This is a genomic window from Rudaea sp. (genome assembly GCF_047601565.1).
Taxonomy (GTDB): Bacteria; Pseudomonadota; Gammaproteobacteria; order Xanthomonadales; family Rhodanobacteraceae; genus Rudaea.
In genome coordinates this window covers 1,370,927-1,388,004 of the sequence record NZ_JASGIY010000001.1, presented here as the reverse complement: position 1 = coordinate 1,388,004, position 17,078 = coordinate 1,370,927, and the positions used below count along the sequence as shown (strand labels likewise).

Here is a 17,078-nt window from a genome sequence, read left to right as displayed (position 1 = left end):
GAACCCCATGTCCGAAATCCTCCATCGCCTGCCGGAATTCGCCGGCCATCATCTCGTCCTCGCGATGCTGTTCGCGGTCGTGCTCGTCAGCCTGATCGGCAACGAGTTCTCGCGCCTGTTTCGCGGCTACCGCGAGCTGACGCCCGCGGCGCTGACCCAGCTCATCAACCGCGAAAGCCCGCTGCTCGTGGACCTGTCGGCGCCGGCGGATTTCGAGAAGGCGCACATCCCCGGCGCGCGCAACGTGCAGCTGAGCCAGTTCGATCCCGAGAACAAGGATCTGGCGCCGGTGAAGGAGCGCCCCGTCGCGGTCTACTGCCGCGCCGGCACCACCTCGGCACAGGCGGCGGCCAGGTTGGTCAAGGCCGGCTTCAAGCAGGTGTTCTGGCTCGGCGGCGGCCTCGCCGCGTGGCGCGAGGCGAATCTGCCGGTGGCGAAGGGGCGTTGATCCGGTGTCCGTGCGCGCGCGGCGCGCGCATGGGATAATTTATGGGTTTGTCTTTGGTTTTCATTCGGAGTGTTCAAGATGGCAGAAGAAATTTCCAGCAACGGCGCGGGCCAGGCCGGCGCGCAACTGCAATTGCAGAAGGTCTACGTCAAGGACGCCTCGTTCGAGGTGCCGAACGCGCCGCAGATCTTCCAGGAGCAAGGCCAACCGCAGGTGCAGCTCAACCTCGAGCACAAGGTGGGCACGCTGGCGCAGGACGTCTACGAAGTCGTGCTCACGGTCACCGTGACCTGCAAGCTCGAAGAGAGGACCGCCTACCTCGCCGAAGTGCAGCAGGCCGGCGTGTTCAGCGTGCTCGGCTTCGACGCGCCCTCGCGCGACGCGGTGCTCGCCACCTATTGCCCGAACGTGTTGTTCCCGTACGCGCGCCAGGTCATCTCCGACCTGATCCAGAACGGCGGCTTTCCTCCGTTCCTCTTGCAGCCGATCAACTTCGACGCGCTCTACGCCGAGCAGCAGCGCCGCCAGGCCGAAGGGCAGGGCCTGTCGGGCAACGCGTGATCTTTGCGCTCGTCCCTGATCGCGACAGTCAAAAAGCGGCCATCCGTGGCCGCGCTTTTTTAAGTGAGCGATAACAAACCTGCCGTTGCGGTACTCGGCGCGGGATCGTGGGGCACGGCGCTTGCCGCCGTGCTCGCGCGCAACGGCGCGCCGACCACGCTGTGGGGCCGCGACGCGCAGGCGCTCGCGGCGATGCGCGCGACGCGGCGCAACGCGCGCTACCTGCCGGAAATGGAATTGCCGGCATCGCTGGAATGCGAAGCCGACCTTGCCGCCGCCGTGCGCGGCGCGCAGGTGCTGCTGGTCGTCACGCCGAGCCATGCGTTCGCGGAATTGATCGAACGCATCACCGCCGACGTCGCGCCCGGTGCGGGCGTGGCCTGGGCCACCAAGGGCTTCGATCCGGTCTCGGGCCGCTTCCTGCACGAGATCGTCGCCGAGCGCCTGCCCGGCGTGCCCGCGGCGATCGTCACCGGCCCCTCGTTCGCGCGCGAGGTCGCGCAGGGCCTGCCGACCGCGGTGACCGTGCATTCGGCCAGCAACGCCTTCGCGCATACCGTCGCGCAGTTGCTGCACGCGACGAATTTCCGCGCCTATACCGGCAACGACGTGGTCGGCACCGAACTCGGCGGCGCGATGAAGAACGTGCTCGCCGTCGCCACCGGCGTGGCCGACGGCATGCAGCTCGGCCTCAACGCGCGCGCCGGCATGATCACGCGCGGCCTCAACGAGATGCTGCGCCTCGGCGCCGCGATCGGCGCGCGCCCGGAAACGCTGATGGGCCTCGCCGGCCTCGGCGACCTCGTGCTGACCTGCACCGGCGATCTCTCGCGCAACCGCCGCCTCGGCCTCGCGCTCGGCCGCGGCACGAGTTTGAAGGACGCCGTCGCGCAGATCGGCCAGGTCGTCGAGAGCATCGAGACCGTCGACACGGTGATGCGCCTCGCCAACGAACACGGCATCGAACTGCCGATCTCGCGCGGCGTGCAGCGCGTGCTGCACGAAGAGATCACGCCGGCCGAAGGCTTGCGCGAACTGCTCGCGCGCGAGCGTAAGCCCGAGTATCCGTCGTGATCGAACGCGGAAGAACTTCTTGCCTTTGCGACTACGCGCCGCCGGCAAAGCCCTGCTGGCGCCAGGCTTCGTAGACGACCACGGCGACCGCGTTCGACAGGTTCAGACTGCGGTTGTCCGGACGCATCGGCAGGCGCAAGGTACGCTCCGCCGGCAGCGAATCGAGCAAGGCCTGCGGCAGGCCGCGCGTCTCGGGGCCGAACACGACGGCATCGCCTGCGCCGAATTGCGCATCCGTATACAAAGTGCGGCCGCGCGTCGACAGCGCGAACGACCTCGCCGGTTTCACGTTCGCGACGAAGGCATCGAAGTCCTCGTGCACGGCGAGCGCTGCGAACTCGTGGTAGTCGAGGCCGGCGCGGCGAAGCCTGGCGTCGTCGAGCTCGAAGCCGAGCGGGCGAATCAGGTGCAGGCGCGCACCCGAATTCGCGCAGAGGCGGATCACGTTGCCGGTGTTGGGCGGGATCTCGGGCTGATAGAGGACGACGTGCAGCATGTAGCGATTATTTCGCGGTGCTGCGGGCCGCGACAAGCCTCGCTTTCCTTCTCCCGGCGGGAGAAGGAAAAGCTTCAACGCATCGCGAGCTGCGGCGACGCTTCCTTCGGGCCGATCGTGATCGGTTCGCCGACCGTCACGCGCGCTTTGCCTTGCACCTCGGTGTAGACGACGCGGTCGTCGCTGTCGCCGTGCGCGGCGGTGACGGTGACCGTGCCGAGCCTCTGCATCTCCTGCGGCGCGCCGACGGTGACGGTCGGATGCGGGGCGGCAACGGCATAGGCGCTCACGGCCGCGCACAGTGCGATGGCGACGAGGCCGCGGTGGATGTGGGTGGAAAGATTCATGGTGTGCTCCTTCGTATACTTTGGTATTTGTGCAAAAAGCAAACCCTGTGCCAACGATGGCGGATTCGCGTTTTGTTTGACGATTTCGATGCGTTATCGAGGCTTCGGGTTGCACGAAGTTCCGCGATCGTGACTTCCGGCATGGCTGCGCTCGCTCGGCGCGACGCGCGCGCATGACTTGTGGCAGGGTGCGCTAATGTCCGCGGACGAACGCTGTCCGTCCGTTCGCCGCGGTCGACGCTTTGAAAATCCCACGACGCGGAAACGAATCGGCGAGCACGGGGCTCGCCGAACGTTGCGAACGAATGGTCTGCGCCGATCACTTGGCGCCGCGCATCAGCGCGAAGCGCGTTCGATGTCCGCGGCAGTCGGGTTCGCATCGACCGCGATCGGGTTGCCGACGTGCACGCGGGCCGTCGCGGCGCTGTCGGCATCGATCGATGTCGCAGCGCTGATTTCGATGCGCGTGTGCACGACGTCGGCCGCCGCCGGCCTGGCCACCGTTTCGGCGCGCGTGAGGGCGGCACAGCCGACCGCGGCGAACAGCGCGAGTGCGGCGATGGTGCATTTGATCTGGGTGCTGAAGTCCATGTTTTTCTCCTTGCTTGTTTCTTTTCTGTAGGGGCATTGGCGGGTTTCGTTCGTCGGCGACGACGGGAATGCCCGGCCATTGCGAAGTCGGCCGCATTCGGGTTCCGGGTGGGGAATCTGTGCGGCCGGTAGCGGCCTCGAAGATCGGGCTCTGGAGGGACCCGGTCCTGTCGCGCAATGGCGTTCGGGCGGGTATGCAGGCGGATCGAGCTGACGAACGATTTGTTGCGGCGCATCATACGAGGGCGTCCCTGAACCAATACCTAACTCGTTGGTATAGTAATTATTCAGGAAATTTGCCGAGTAGATTCAACGAATTATGCGATTCGTGCGCGGAAGACGCGCAGCACGGCAGGGCTGCTGGCCCTGACTTTCGGCCGTTGCTCCGGTCGCTCGCCCTCGGTTAGGCTCGCTCGCTTTTCGCCCGCTGGAGGAAATGATGGCCCCCGCAACGTCGCGCTCTACCCACGCCCCGATCCGCTTGTTCCGGACCGGCTTGTTCAAATCGACCGCGTTGGCGCTGGCGATCGTCGCGACCGGTTGCGTCACCGCCGCCACGACGCACGACGCGAAACCCGCGAACACCACGCAGACGGCAGCTCCCATGATCGACATCCCGTTCACCAAGTTCCAACTCGACAACGGTCTCACCGTGGTCGTGCATGAAGACCACAAGGCGCCCGTCGTCGCCGTGTCGATCTGGTACCACGTCGGCTCGGCCGACGAGCCGGCCGGCAAGACCGGCTTCGCGCATCTGTTCGAACACCTGATGTTCTCCGGTTCGGAAAACCACAAGGGCACCTATTTCGGCCCGTTCGAGAAAGCCGGCGCGACCGGCATGAACGGCACGACTTGGTTCGACCGCACCAATTATTTCGAGACCGTGCCGACGACGGCGCTCGACATGGCGCTGTGGATGGAGTCCGACCGCATGGGCCATCTGCTCTCGGCGATCGGCAAGCCCGAACTCGACACCCAGCGCGGCGTCGTCCAGAACGAAAAGCGCCAGGGCGAGAACCGTCCGTACGGACGCACCGACCAGAACATTCTTTCGAACGCGTTTCCGGCCAACCATCCGTACCAGCACGACACGATCGGCTCGATGGCCGACCTCGACGCCGCGTCGCTCGACGACGTCAAGCAATGGTTCCGCGACTATTACGGCGCGGCCAACACCACGGTCGTGCTCGCCGGCGACATCACGCCGGCCGTGGCGAAGGAAAAGGTGCAGAAGTATTTCGGCGACATTCCTGCCGGCCCGCCGGTGCCGCGCCAGCAACCGTGGGTCGCGCAGCGCGACACGTCCACGCGCGATACGCAATCCGACCACGTCGCGCAGGTGCGCCTCTATCGCGAATGGAACGTGCCGCAGCTCGGCGCGCCCGACAATCCGCTGCTCGATCTCGCTGCCTGGGTGCTCGGCGGCGGCAAGACCTCACGCCTGTACCAGCGCCTGGTTTATCGGGACAAGCTCGTCGATGACGTTTCCGTCGACCTGCAGACCTTCGCACTGGCCAGCCAGTTCGTGCTGACCGCGGACGTGAAGAAGGGCGTCGATCCGGCCAAGGTCGAGGCGGCGATCGCCGACGAGTGGGCGAAGTTCCTCAAGGACGGCCCGAGCGCCGACGAACTCGCGCGCGCGCAGACCTCGGTGCGCGCCGGCTTCATCCGCGGCCTCGAAGAAGTGGGCGGCTTCCGCGGCAAGGCGGTGATCCTCGCGCAGAGCCAGGTCTATCTCGGCGATCCGGCCGCGTACAAGACCGATCTCGAGCGCGCCGCGGCGGCCACGCCGGCTTCGGTGCTCGAGGCCGCGCGCAAATGGATCGCCAAGGGCGACTACACGCTGACCGTGGTGCCGGCCAAGCCGGGCGCCGACCTTGCCGCCGAGGACAAGGCGGTGAAGGGCCTGCCCGCGCGCGACGGCAAGCCGGCCTCGGTGACGCCGCCGGCGAAGAACTACACGACCGCGAAAAGCGACGTGGATCGCGCGAAAGGCGTGCCCGACGTCAGCCAGTTCCCCGAGCTGAGCTTCCCGGCCGTGCAGCGCGGCAAGCTCAAGAACGGCATCGAAGTCGTGCTCGCCGAGCGCCACACGATCCCGGTCACCCAGATCCAGATGCAGTTCAACGCCGGCTACGCGGCCGACCACGGCCACAAGCTCGGCACGGCGAGCTTCGTCAGCGCGATGCTCGACGAGGGTACGAAGTCGCTGGACTCGGTGCAGATCGCGATTCGCCGCGACAGCCTCGGCGCAATCATCCATTCCGGCACCGGCCTCGACACCTCGAACGTCAGCCTCAACGCGCTCAATGCGAGCCTCGCGCCGTCGATCGGCCTGTTCGCCGACGTCGTGCGCAATCCCGCGTTTCGCGACGCCGACATCGAGCGCATCCGCGCGCAATGGCTCGCCGGCATCGAGCAGGAAAAGACCGAGCCGCAGGGCATGGCGCTGCGCACGCTGCCGCCGCTGCTGTATGGCGCGAACCACGCCTACGGCATTCCGTTCACCGGCTCGGGCACGGAAAGCGCGATCAAGTCGCTGAAGGCCGGCGATCTCGCCGCGTTTCACCAGGCCTGGTATCGCCCGGACAACGTGAAGATACTCGTCGCCGGCGATACCACGCTCGCGACCATCGTGCCGCTGCTCGACAAGGCGTTCGGCGACTGGGCCGCGCCGGCGACGCCGTTGCCGGCGAAGAACATCGCCCACGTCGATGCGCAGTCGAAGCCGCGCGTGTTCCTGATCGACCGCAAGGATTCGCCGCAGTCGCTGATCTTCGCCGGCAGCCTCGCCGATCCGACCACCTCGCCCGACTATCTGCCGGAGCAGACCGCGAACTCCGTGTTCGGCGGCATGTTCACCTCGCGCCTCAACATGAACCTGCGCGAGGACAAGCGCTGGTCCTACGGCGCGCGCTCCTCGTTGCAGGATGCGCTCGGCCAGCGCCCGCTGATCGTGCAGGCGCCCGTGCAGACCGACAAGATCGCCGAGTCCGTCACTGAGGTGCTCAAGGAACTGCACAGCATCGCCGGTGCCAACCCGCCGACCGATGCCGAGATCGCCAAGATCAAGGCGCAGCGCGTGCGTGCCTTGCCGGGCAGCTACGAGACCACCGGCGCCGTGCTCGGCGCGCTCGCCTCGAACCAGCTCTACGGCCGCCCGGACGACTACGTGCCGACGCTGAAGCATAAGATCGAGGCGCAGACGCAAGGCCAGGTCGACGCCGCGGCGAAGACGCTGTTCGTGCCCGACTCGCTGACCTGGGTCATCGTCGGCGACCTGGCGAAGATCGAAAAGCCGGTGCGCGACCTCAAGATCGGCGGAACCAGGGTGATCGACGCCGATGGCAACGTAGTAAAGTAAGGCGCGTCATCGTCATATTTGCGAACGGTGGCCGGCTCATGCCGGCCATCTTTTTCAGCAATGGACCAGCCTGACCGTTTGCGTTGAGCGTGGCTCGCGCAGCGAGCGGAATCGAAACGTCGTGTACCCTTCGACTTCGCGCCTTCGGCGCTACGCTCAGGGCGAACGGGCTCAAATGGGCCGACATCTCGGAGCATCATGAAAAACGCTGCGTTTTCCATTTCTATACTTTCCCTCGGTTTGCTCCAGGCGGCCTGCACCTGGGTCGAGCCGACCGTCGGCGGCAACGCCGTGCGCGTCGCCTACGACGGCAACGTCGCCGGCTGCCGCGATGCCGGCACGGTCGCGGTCACCGTGGCCGACAAGATCGGCCCGTATCACCGCAACGAGTACAAGATCGCCGACGAACTCGAAACGATGGCGCGCAACGAGGCGGCCGACCTGCCCGCCGACACCATCGTTCCACGCACCGAGGCGAAAGACGGCTCGCAGCGCTTCCAGGCGTACGTCTGCGGCAAAACCCGGTTGCGCCAGCGCGGCGTCGTTTCCCAGCCGGCCGAAACGCAGGACGGCGTTCAGACGTTTCCGGCCAAGGAGCACTGAAGCGTCCTGCCGGCGTCGGTGGAGGTGATTGACGGCGCCGCTCGTTCCCGCAATGATGCAGTGCAGCGAGCGCATCCCGCTCGCACACGAGGAATCGCATTGCGATGCCGCTGTCCGAGCCCGCGCTCGTCCCCGTCGCCGCGCACCAGCGCGTGGACGGCAGGGCGCGGATCGAGTTTTCCGCCGGCGGCGGCAGAACGCGCCTCGCCGATCTCTACCAGCGCGCGCCGTGCCGCGCGCTGTTTCCCGATGTCGATGCCGGCGAACCCGTCCAGGCCGTGCTGCTGACCACGAGCGGTGGCCTGACCGGCGGCGACCGCCTGCAAGCGGAATTCGCCGTCGGCGCGCAGGCCCGCGCGACGCTGACCACGCAGGCCGCGGAAAAGATCTACCGCGCGTTGGTGGATGCCGAGCCCGCGCGCATCGACGCGCAGGTCGCGGTCGGCGCGGGCGGCTATGCCGAATATCTCGCCCAGGAGACGATCCTGTTCGACGGTGCGCGCCTGCGCCGCCGCTTCGACGCCGACCTCGCGCCGGGAGCGCGCCTGCTCGCGCTCGAAAGCCTCGTGTTCGGCCGCGCGGCGATGGGCGAGCGTTACGCGCACGGCTTCGTCCACGACGCCTGGCGCATCCGGCGCGGCGGGCGCCTGATCTTCGCCGACGCGCTGCATCTCGACGGCCTGCATCTAGACGGCGATATCGCCGCCGTGCGCGCGGCGCCGTTCGGCTTCGGCGACGCGACGGCCTGCGCCACGCTGATCTACGCGGCCGATGATGCGCCGGCCTTGCTCGAACCGGTTCGCGCCCGACTGACCGCGAACGAAGCGGATGCGATCGCGCACGCGACGACGCGCGAATGCCTGCTGATCGTGCGCCTGCTCGCCGCCGACGCCGCGCATTTGCGCCGCACGGTGATCCATGCCGCAGAAACGGTGCGCTCGCTCGCGATGGGATTCCCTCCCCGCCTTCCGCAAGTCTGGTATTGCTGAACTCCTTCCATGAACCTGACGCCACGCGAAAAAGACAAGCTCCTGGTCGCCATGGCCGCCATCGTTGCGCGCCGGCGGCTCGAACGCGGCGTGAAGTTGAATCATCCCGAGGCGGTCGCGCTGATCACCGACGCTGTCGTCGAAGGCGCGCGCGACGGGCGCAGCGTGGCCGAACTGATGCAGGCCGGCGCCAAGGTGCTCAACCGCGCGCAGGTGATGGACGGCGTCGCCGAGATGATCCACGAGATCCAGGTCGAGGCGACGTTTCCCGACGGCACGAAACTGGTGACGGTGCATGAGCCGATACGTTGAATTGTGCTGGTCATTCCAGCTTTCGCTGGAATGACGGAGGAAGAAAATGATCCCCGGCGAAATCCTCACTCTCGAAGGCGACATCGAACTCAACGCGGGTCGTGAAGCGATCGCGTTGACCGTGGCCAACAGCGGCGACCGGCCGATCCAGGTCGGCAGCCACTACCACTTCTTCGAGACCAATCCGGCTCTGCAATTCGATCGCGCCCGGGCGCGCGGAATGCGCCTCGACATTCCCGCCGGCACCGCGATCCGCTTCGAGCCGGGGCAGAGCCGCGAGGTGAGGCTGGTGCCCTATGCGGGCTCGCGCGTGGCCGTCGGCTTTCGCGGCGAAGTCATGGGCGCGCTCGATGCGCGGGGCAAAACGCCATGAGCATGACGATCTCGCGCCGCGCCTATGCCGGCATGTACGGCCCGACCACGGGCGACCGCATCCGCCTCGCCGACACGGAGCTTTTCATCCGCATCGAAAAGGACTTCACCGTCTACGGCGAGGAAGTGAAGTTCGGCGGCGGCAAGGTGATCCGCGACGGCATGGGCCAGTCGCAGGCCGCGCGCGCGGACGGCGCGATGGACACGGTCGTCACCAACGCGGTGATCCTCGATCACGGCGGAATCGTCAAGGCCGACATCGGCCTGCGCGACGGCCGCATCGCGAAGATCGGCAAGGCCGGCAATCCCGACGTGCAGCCGGGCGTCGACATCGTCATCGGTCCCGGCACCGAGATCATCGCGGGCGAAGGCAAGATCGTCACCGCGGGCGGCATCGACGCGCACATCCACTTTATCTGCCCTCAACAAATCGACGAAGCGCTGTACGCGGGCGTGACGACGATGCTCGGCGGCGGCACCGGCCCCACGCACGGCACGCTCGCGACGACCTGTACGCCGGGGCCGTGGCATCTCGCGCGCATGCTGCAGGCCGCGGAAAGTTTCCCGATGAACCTCGGCTTTTTCGGCAAGGGCAATGCGAGCGAGCCGAAAGCGCTGGAGGAAATGGTGCTGGCCGGCGCCTGCGGCTTGAAGCTGCACGAGGACTGGGGCACCACGCCCGCGGCGATCGACTGCTGCCTGTCCGTCTGCGACGCGCTCGACGTGCAGGCGACGCTGCACACCGACACGCTCAACGAATCGGGCTTCGTCGAATCGACGATCGCCGCGTTCAAGGGCCGCACGATCCACGCGTTCCACACCGAGGGCGCGGGCGGCGGCCACGCGCCCGACATCATCAAGGTCGCCGGCTTGCCGAACGTGCTGCCGTCGAGCACAAACCCGACGCGGCCGTACACGGTCAACACGCTCGACGAGCATCTCGACATGCTCATGGTCTGCCACCACCTCGATCCGAAGATCGCCGAGGACGTGGCCTTCGCCGAGAGCCGCATCCGCAAAGAGACGATCGCTGCCGAGGACATCCTGCACGACCTCGGCGCGTTCTCGATGATGAGTTCGGATTCGCAGGCGATGGGCCGCGTCGGCGAAACGATCATTCGCTGCTGGCAGACCGCGGACAAGATGAAGCGCCAGCGCGGCGCGCTCGGCGGCGACGACGCGCGCAGCGACAACTTCCGGGCGCGCCGCTACATCGCCAAGTACACGATCAATCCCGCGATCGCGCACGGCATCGCCGAGCACGTCGGCTCGGTCGAGGCCGGCAAGCTCGCCGACCTCGTGATCTGGTCGCCCGCGTTCTTCGGCGTCAAGCCCGACTACGTGTTGAAGGCGGGCACGATCGCCGCCGCGCCGATGGGCGATCCGAACGCGAGCATCCCGACGCCGCAGCCCGTGCACTACCGGCCGATGTTCGGTGCGTTCGGCCGCGCGCGCATCGAATCCTCGCTGCTGTTCGTCAGCGGGGCATTCGCCGCGAGCGATCAGGCGAAAAAGCTCGGCCTCACGCGCCCGCTCGCCGCGGTGAAGAACACGCGCGGCGGCATCGGCAAGCGCAGCATGATGCTCAACGACGCGATGCCGCACATCGAGGTCGATCCCGAAACCTACGAAGTGCGCGCCGACGGCGAACTCCTGACTTGCGAGCCGGCAAAGGTGTTGCCGATGGCGCAACGTTATTTTCTGTTCTGAGCACGATCTTGCCTGGAATCCGATGACCGATTCGTTTGCACGCGACATTCTTCCGGCCGGTTCATGGGATACCGCGAACGCGGCCGACCGCATCACGCTCGACTACGAGGGGCGCCATCGCCGCCGCTATCGTTATCGTGCCGATAATGAATTGGAATTCGTGCTGGATCTCGCGCAAACCACGCTGCTGCACGATGGCGATGGTCTCAAGCTCGACGACGGCCGCATCGTGCTCGTGCGCGCGGTGCCCGAAGCGCTCGTCGCCGTCACCGCGAACAACACCGATGCGCTGATCAAGCTCGCATGGCATATCGGCAACCGCCATCTGCCCGCGCAGCTTTCGGCCGAACGCATCCTGATCCGCGACGACGCGGTCATCGTCGAGATGCTGCGCGGCCTCGGCGCGCACGTCGAAAAGATCGTCGCGCCGTTCACGCCCGAGCGCGGTGCCTACGCGCATGCGCACGACGATCACCAAACCGCCGCGCATCCGTTCGTGTTCACGGCGGAGCACGCGCATGACCATTGAGCGCGCCCAGTACAAAGCCCTCTCCCCTGCGCCTGCGCGGGGGAGAGGGTTGGGTGAGGGGGGCTCTTCTGCGCGAAACACGGCGCAAGATCAAAAGCCCCCCTCACCCCAGCCCTCTCCCCCAAACGATGAAACCGTTTGGGGGAGAGGGAGTCTCCAGCATCTGCTCGTCTGGACCTCGCCAAGCTATCCCACCGGCGCCTTCAGCTACAGCCATGGCCTCGAATGGGCGGTCGAGGAGGGCAGCGTGCGCGACGCCGATACCCTGGTCGACTATGTCGACGCCGTGCTCGCGCGCGGCGGCGGCTGGATCGACGCGGTGCTGTTCGCGCGCGCATACGAGCAGGCGCACGATGCCGCTGCGTTCGACGAAATCGCCGACCTCGCCGCCGCCTTCCGCGGCAGCGCCGAGACCGCGCTCGAAAGCCACCAGCAGGGCGCAGCGTTTCTAGCTGTCACACGCAAAGCATGGCCGCACCCACAGCTCGATGCATTCGCCGAACGCCGCGGCGACCTTCCCGTCGCGCACAGCATCGCGATGGCCCTCGCCTGCGCCGCGCACGGCGTGCCGCTCGCAGCGGCGCTGTCGGCGTGGCTGCACGCGACCGCGGCCAATCTCGTCTCCGCCGGCGTGCGCCTGATTCCGCTCGGCCAGACCGACGGCCAGATTGCCACCGCGCGGCTCGCGCCGCGCATCGCCGTCATCGTGGCCGATGCTCTGGAAACGTCGCTCGACGAACTCGGCACCGCCGCGCCGCTGCTCGAGCTGTGTTCGATCCGCCACGAAACCCAGTACACGCGGCTGTTTCGCAGTTAGGCGTATCGTTGAACGGCGCGCTCGCCGAGCCGTTGCCAGCCCCACGAACCGAGCGCGAGCGTCGCCAGCGCGCACAGCAGCCACAGCGGATGCGATGCGGTCGTGGCGATCCACGCATCGAACGGGTTCGGCCAGTCGAACGCGCGCTGTCCAATCCAGGCCAGTGCGGCGATGCCGGCGACGATGGCGCCTGCGCTGCGCACGAACCGATAGGCCGGCGTGCGCGCGATCAGCAGCAGCCACGGCAGCGCCGCCGCGACCACGAGCAACTGCATCGTTTCGATGCCGAGGTTGAAACCGAGCAGTGCCGTGGCCAGCGTCGTGCCGCTCAGCCCCAGTTCGCTCAGCGTGGACGCGAATGCGAGGCCGTGCACGAGGCCGAAGCCGGCAGCGACGAACGCCTCGCGTCCCGGGAACAGCGGGCGCAGCGCATGGATCGCCGAAACGAAGATCGACAGCGCGATCACCGTTTCGATGAGACGGCTCGGCAGATGCACCCAGCCCATCGCGCCGAGGAACAAGGTCAGCGAATGGCCGATCGTGAACGCGCTGACGATCTTGACCAGAGCGACGAGCCCGTGCCGCGCGCCCGCGTAGCCGGCCCAGCGGCGCCGCGCGGCGAACAACGGCGCAGGCAGCAGCAGCGTGAACAGGAACAGCAGATGATCGGTACCTTCGGCGATGTGCTCCATGCCGAGCGCGAACACGCCGCCGAAGCCGCGCCACATGCTGCCGGTGCTGCGATCGATCAGCACCGACTTGTCGAGGTAATGGATGATGCCCAGCAGTTGCGGATGGCTGGCGAACACGCCATTGGCGAAATCGCTGCGCACCGACACCATCGCGTAATGGCTGGCCACTTCGTGCGTGATCACATCGTAGTTCAGGTCGAAGCGCCGCAGCGGCGCGCCCGGCGGCGGCCGCATGCGCGCGTGCACGACGAGATCGAGCGGCTGCTGGTCGAGATCGACGGCCATGTCGTCCTGCACTTCGACGCTCCAGGCGCGGCCGTCCGGCGCGACGGGCCGCGTGTGCTGCGCGACATAGTCGGACAACTCGTGCCGGTAACGGGCGACGAGCGCGTCAGGTGCGGGATGCAGCGGTTTGCCGAAGCCGAGTTCCAGTTCGATCAGCGGCAGGCGCAGATCGGCGGCGACGGCGTCCGCCTGAAAATCCAGCATCACCTCCGAACTGGGCGAAGCGTGTGCCGACGCGTTCCGCACCAGGCACAGTGCGAAGAGTACGAACAGAACGCAAAGCGTGCGCGAGACCATGACGTGCTCAGAACTCGGCGCCGTAATCGGCCGTCTTGTCGCGCCAGACGGTGTGGTAGTGCACGTTGCTCGTGTACGCCACGCCCTGCTGCACAACAAACTCGATCCACACGCGCGGGCCGTCGATGCGCAGGTACGAATGCTGGCTGGTGAGGCCGGACGGATCGGAACTGAAATCCGCGGTGCCGCTCTCGCCGACGCCATAGCCGACGTAGGTCGAGGCCAGCGCCGTATCGGATTCGTAGTCGGCAAGGAGACTCGTGGCGATGTCGCCGGCCTGGGTGTTGACCCAGGCTTCGATGACTGCCTTGACCTCGGCCTGCTCGGTGCTGCTCAGCGACGAATAGAGGACGCCACGGCCGCTCGTGCCGCTCGGATAGGTGAATGGATAGTTGGTATCGCCGTTGGAAGTGGCGCCCATCACGACGTCGGAGAAGGTACTGCTGAGCTTGGCAGCACTGGCGACGTTGCTGTCGGCCTGGATGGCGCTGGCCAAGGTCTGCACCACGGCGCGTTGCGCTTCAAGCGGCGCGTGCGCGGTGCCCGACGAATCGGTCCAGTTCGGCGGCTCGACGCCGTCGAACATCGGCGTGGCGCTGACGTAGTTGCCGTTGTAGGTGATGTTGTAGGCGAGGTGGTGGCCGCTGATCTGCAGCATCCACGGCGAGGTCGTCGACGGTGTGCCGATGAAGGCGAGGTAGTACAGATCGTAGCCCCAGGCCATGCCGGTATTGGTCAGATGGATCACCTGATCACCCTCGCGGATTTCCTCCATCAGCGTCTGGCCGGTGGTGCTGATTGCGGCATCGACCACGGCATAGGCTGCGGCGAGCTGGGTCGTACTCAGGCTGCCCAGTTCGACGCCGTTGCGCGATGAAACCGGCAGGTTGGTCCACTTGGTGGCATTCGCCGACGAATAGGTCAATTGCGCGGTCGACTGCTGGCTGGTGGACAAGGTGGCGAGGAAGGCGTTCGCCGCGGTGACCACGGCGGACTCGGAACTGGTCGAACCGCTCGAATCGAGCGAGCAGCCTGGCGGCGCCGCGCCGAGGCGAGTCAATGCGATGCTGCCGCTCTGCCCGCTCGCCGAACCGCCGGTGAAATCGTAGGCCAGCGTCAATGCACTGCAACTCGTATACGTCAGCGTCGCGGTGCCAACCGTGTTGCTCGTTACCGCGTCGGAAGCGTCGAAGACGCCGCCCGTGACTTCGTAGAGATCGACGCTGATCGAACTTGCGCCGCTGGTGTAAGCGCCCTGGCCGGTGAACCAGCGTTGTCCCGCCGCACCGAGGCTCGACGAAGCGTCTGGCGCGAACGTGAACCAGCCGAAGAACGCCTGCGCCGAATTCGGGTTGACGTCGATGAGCAGCCCCTGACCTGAAGTCGCCGGCGTGTAGAAACTTCCGGACAGGCCGAAACTGCTGTTCGTGGCCGTGCTGTCGTCGGTCGTGCAGGTCACATTGGCCGTGAGCCGGGTCAACGGGATCGTGCCGGTGCGGCCGTCGTCGAACGTGTAGACGAGCGAGCCGCTCGTGCACGACGAAAACGTCAGCGTTGCCGAACCGACCGTCGTCGCGCTCGTGATCCCCTTCGTGACGAAGCTTCCGCCGAGGCCCTGGAGTATGGCCAGGCTGGTCGAGGACGCGTCCTGGTACACCGAGCCCTGCAATGTGTACCAGCGCTCCGAGTCGGTGCCGCCGGCCGTCGTGTCGAACGTGTACCAGGCGGCGAAGAACGTGCCTTGCCCGGTCGCCACGTAGTCGGGCATCACGTCGAAGACGAAGCCCTGGCCGCTGGTCTCGGGGTTGTACCACGTGCCGGTCAGGCCCGCTTGGTTCGGATTGACCGCGGCGTGCGCGGCGGGCACGCTTGCGGAAAGCCAAATCAGCAGCAGCGCGAGAACTCTCGCGGCCACGGTCCACCCGTTGAAGCGGTGGAGGAAAACCTGCCGGACGATATTGCTTGACGAATTGTCGGATTGGGGGTGCATAAGCGTTTCCTGCGAAATTGCCGATATCGGAATCGGATCGCGTTCCTCCCCCGCGCAATCGATCTGGGTCCATGCTATATCTGCAATTCATCGGAATTGGGGAAACAAAATGGATTTTCGGCCCCTTGTCTCTTCTCGCTAACGGGAATTTTATTTTTGCGGCGGACGCGCCGTCAAATGGCGTCGTCATGTCTTCTTTGTTTTCGGATTCGCAATGTTCGATCGAATGATAATTTCACTTCATGGCGGAAGCTTCGCACCACACCGGCGAATGATCCGGCACACGTCGTCACGGGAATCTTGCGCATGACTTTCCAATCAGCGAATGGCCCGCTCCGCGTCGGCATCGGTGGTCCGGTCGGCTCCGGCAAGACTGCGTTGACCGAGAGGCTGTGCAAACTTTTGCGCAATGTATACAACGTCGCCGCGATCACCAACGACATCTACACGAAGGAGGACGCCGAATTCCTCACGCGTGCCGGCGCGCTCGCGCCCGAGCGCATCGCGGGCGTGGAGACCGGCGGCTGCCCGCACACGGCGATCCGCGAGGACGCGAGCGTCAACCTCGCCGCGGTGGCCGAGATGAACAGGAAATTCCCCGGCCTAGAAATCGTCTTCATCGAATCGGGCGGCGACAACCTCGCGGCGACGTTCTCGCCGGAACTGGCCGACTTGACGATCTACGTGATCGACGTTTCCGCGGGCGACAAGATCCCGCGCAAGGGCGGGCCGGGCATCACGCGCTCGGATCTGCTCGTGATCAACAAGATCGATCTGGCGCCGCTCGTCGGCGCCTCGCTCGACGTGATGGACCGCGACGCGCGCAAGATGCGCGGGGCGCGGCCGTTCGTGTTCACCAACCTCAAGGTCAATCACGGTCTCGGCGCGGTCGCGCGCTTCATCGTCGAGACCGGCGGCCTGCCTTCCCGCCCCCTGCCGGAGCTGCACGATGAGAAAAAGTAAGCCCTCCATGCCGCCGTCGTCGACGGCGAAGATCAAGAAGCGGCCGCGCTTGGCCGCGCTTCTTGCCGCGCTCGCATTGGCCGCGGTCAGCGTGCCGGCGTTCGCCCATCCGGGCCATGCCGCGCACGGCGGCCTGCTCGCGGGATTCGCGCATCCGCTGTTGGGCGCGGATCATCTGCTCGCGATGTTCGCGGTCGGCGTCTGGGCTGCGCAGCTCGGCGGGCGCGCGCTATGGGCCGTGCCGCCCGCGTTCGTGTCGGTGATGGCGCTCGGCGCGGCGGCCGCGATAAGCGGGCACGCCGGTTTCGCTTCCACCACGATCGAATCGGGCATCGCCGCCTCGCTGCTCGCGCTCGGGCTGCTCGTGCTGTGCGCGCAGCGCCTGCCGCTGGCGGCGGCGATCGCGCTCGTCGGCGCGTTCGCCTGGTTCCACGGCGCCGCGCACGGCGGCGAGCTGCCCGACACCGCCGATCCGCTGCGCTACGCGATCGGCTTTCTCGCCGCGACCGCGCTGCTGCATGGCGCGGGCATCGTCTTCGGCACGCTCGCGCAGCGCCATGCGCCGCGGCTCGGCCGTGCCGGCGGCGCCGCTACGGCGATCGCGGGCGTGGCCGTGTTGACCGGCGCGATCTAGCGGC

18 protein-coding genes are annotated in these 17,078 nt (G+C 66.7%); 13 read left to right on the top strand and 5 right to left on the bottom strand.

Annotated elements, in window-relative coordinates; genetic code table 11:
- Nucleotides 1-7: 7 nt before the first annotated feature.
- From QM741_RS05945 to QM741_RS05935, 3 genes are all read left to right on the top strand, one after another.
- The gene (locus tag QM741_RS05945; RefSeq protein ID WP_415206804.1) at nt 8-448 is read left to right on the top strand and encodes a rhodanese-like domain-containing protein; all 441 of its coding nucleotides are present in this window, start codon (nt 8-10) and stop codon (nt 446-448) included.
- Between the two features lie 78 nt (nt 449-526).
- A complete protein-coding gene (gene secB / locus QM741_RS05940; protein WP_415206803.1) occupies nt 527-1,009 on the top strand; it encodes a protein-export chaperone SecB in 483 nt (160 codons plus the stop codon).
- Nucleotides 1,010-1,072: 63 nt separating this feature from the next.
- Complete coding sequence (locus tag QM741_RS05935; protein WP_415206802.1) at nt 1,073-2,083, top strand: NAD(P)H-dependent glycerol-3-phosphate dehydrogenase; 1,011 nt, start codon at nt 1,073-1,075, stop codon at nt 2,081-2,083.
- 31 nt (nt 2,084-2,114) lie between these two features.
- On the opposite strand, the gene trmL is transcribed toward QM741_RS05935, so the two are convergent.
- The 3 genes from trmL to QM741_RS05920 all read right to left on the bottom strand — a co-directional run bounded on the left by trmL (nt 2,115) and on the right by QM741_RS05920 (nt 3,517).
- Entirely contained in the window at nt 2,115-2,579 is a 465-nt protein-coding gene (gene trmL / locus QM741_RS05930; protein ID WP_415206801.1) for a tRNA (uridine(34)/cytosine(34)/5-carboxymethylaminomethyluridine(34)-2'-O)-methyltransferase TrmL, read from the bottom strand.
- A gap of 74 nt (nt 2,580-2,653) precedes the next feature.
- Nucleotides 2,654-2,926: a hypothetical protein gene (locus tag QM741_RS05925; RefSeq protein WP_415206800.1), complete on the bottom strand. Its 273-nt coding sequence runs from the start codon at nt 2,924-2,926 to the stop codon at nt 2,654-2,656.
- Between the two features lie 336 nt (nt 2,927-3,262).
- Entirely contained in the window at nt 3,263-3,517 is a 255-nt protein-coding gene (locus QM741_RS05920; RefSeq protein WP_415206799.1) for a hypothetical protein, read from the bottom strand.
- Between the two features lie 436 nt (nt 3,518-3,953).
- Here QM741_RS05920 and QM741_RS05915 point away from each other — a divergent pair, with 436 nt between their 5' ends.
- The 8 genes from QM741_RS05915 to QM741_RS05880 all read left to right on the top strand — a co-directional run bounded on the left by QM741_RS05915 (nt 3,954) and on the right by QM741_RS05880 (nt 12,213).
- Nucleotides 3,954-6,881 carry a M16 family metallopeptidase gene (locus QM741_RS05915; RefSeq protein WP_415206798.1) on the top strand — a complete coding sequence of 976 codons (2,928 nt, stop codon included), beginning with the start codon at nt 3,954-3,956 and terminating at the stop codon, nt 6,879-6,881.
- Nucleotides 6,882-7,079: 198 nt separating this feature from the next.
- Nucleotides 7,080-7,484 (top strand): DUF4156 domain-containing protein, encoded by a 405-nt coding sequence (locus QM741_RS05910; protein ID WP_415206797.1) that lies wholly within the window; start codon nt 7,080-7,082, stop codon nt 7,482-7,484.
- A 104-nt stretch (nt 7,485-7,588) separates the two neighbouring features.
- Nucleotides 7,589-8,473 (top strand): urease accessory protein UreD, encoded by an 885-nt coding sequence (locus QM741_RS05905; protein WP_415206796.1) that lies wholly within the window; start codon nt 7,589-7,591, stop codon nt 8,471-8,473.
- A gap of 9 nt (nt 8,474-8,482) precedes the next feature.
- Nucleotides 8,483-8,785 (top strand): urease subunit gamma, encoded by a 303-nt coding sequence (locus tag QM741_RS05900; RefSeq protein WP_415206795.1) that lies wholly within the window; start codon nt 8,483-8,485, stop codon nt 8,783-8,785.
- Nucleotides 8,786-8,831: 46 nt separating this feature from the next.
- Nucleotides 8,832-9,158 carry an urease subunit beta gene (locus QM741_RS05895; protein WP_415206794.1) on the top strand — a complete coding sequence of 109 codons (327 nt, stop codon included), beginning with the start codon at nt 8,832-8,834 and terminating at the stop codon, nt 9,156-9,158.
- Complete coding sequence (gene ureC / locus QM741_RS05890) at nt 9,155-10,867, top strand: urease subunit alpha (RefSeq protein ID WP_415206793.1); 1,713 nt, start codon at nt 9,155-9,157, stop codon at nt 10,865-10,867. The genes QM741_RS05895 and ureC overlap by 4 nt, the downstream gene beginning before the upstream one ends.
- Nucleotides 10,868-10,889: 22 nt before the next feature.
- Nucleotides 10,890-11,396 carry an urease accessory protein UreE gene (locus QM741_RS05885; RefSeq protein ID WP_415206792.1) on the top strand — a complete coding sequence of 169 codons (507 nt, stop codon included), beginning with the start codon at nt 10,890-10,892 and terminating at the stop codon, nt 11,394-11,396.
- Between the two features lie 247 nt (nt 11,397-11,643).
- Entirely contained in the window at nt 11,644-12,213 is a 570-nt protein-coding gene (locus QM741_RS05880; RefSeq protein WP_415206791.1) for an urease accessory protein UreF, read from the top strand.
- Here QM741_RS05880 and QM741_RS05875 read toward each other — a convergent pair.
- Together QM741_RS05875 and QM741_RS05870 are read right to left on the bottom strand one after the other, a co-directional pair.
- On the bottom strand, nt 12,210-13,394 hold the full coding sequence (locus QM741_RS05875) for a HupE/UreJ family protein (protein WP_415209081.1): 1,185 nt from the start codon (nt 13,392-13,394) through the stop codon (nt 12,210-12,212). The two genes, QM741_RS05880 and QM741_RS05875, sit on opposite strands and share 4 nt — an antisense overlap.
- Nucleotides 13,395-13,494: 100 nt before the next feature.
- Nucleotides 13,495-15,402 (bottom strand): DUF3500 domain-containing protein, encoded by a 1,908-nt coding sequence (locus tag QM741_RS05870; protein WP_415206790.1) that lies wholly within the window; start codon nt 15,400-15,402, stop codon nt 13,495-13,497.
- A 381-nt stretch (nt 15,403-15,783) separates the two neighbouring features.
- Here QM741_RS05870 and ureG point away from each other — a divergent pair, with 381 nt between their 5' ends.
- Complete coding sequence (ureG, locus tag QM741_RS05865; protein WP_415206789.1) at nt 15,784-16,440, top strand: urease accessory protein UreG; 657 nt, start codon at nt 15,784-15,786, stop codon at nt 16,438-16,440.
- Complete coding sequence (locus QM741_RS05860) at nt 16,427-17,074, top strand: HupE/UreJ family protein (protein ID WP_415206788.1); 648 nt, start codon at nt 16,427-16,429, stop codon at nt 17,072-17,074. Before ureG ends, QM741_RS05860 begins: the two co-directional genes overlap by 14 nt.
- Nucleotides 17,075-17,078: the final 4 nt, after the last annotated feature.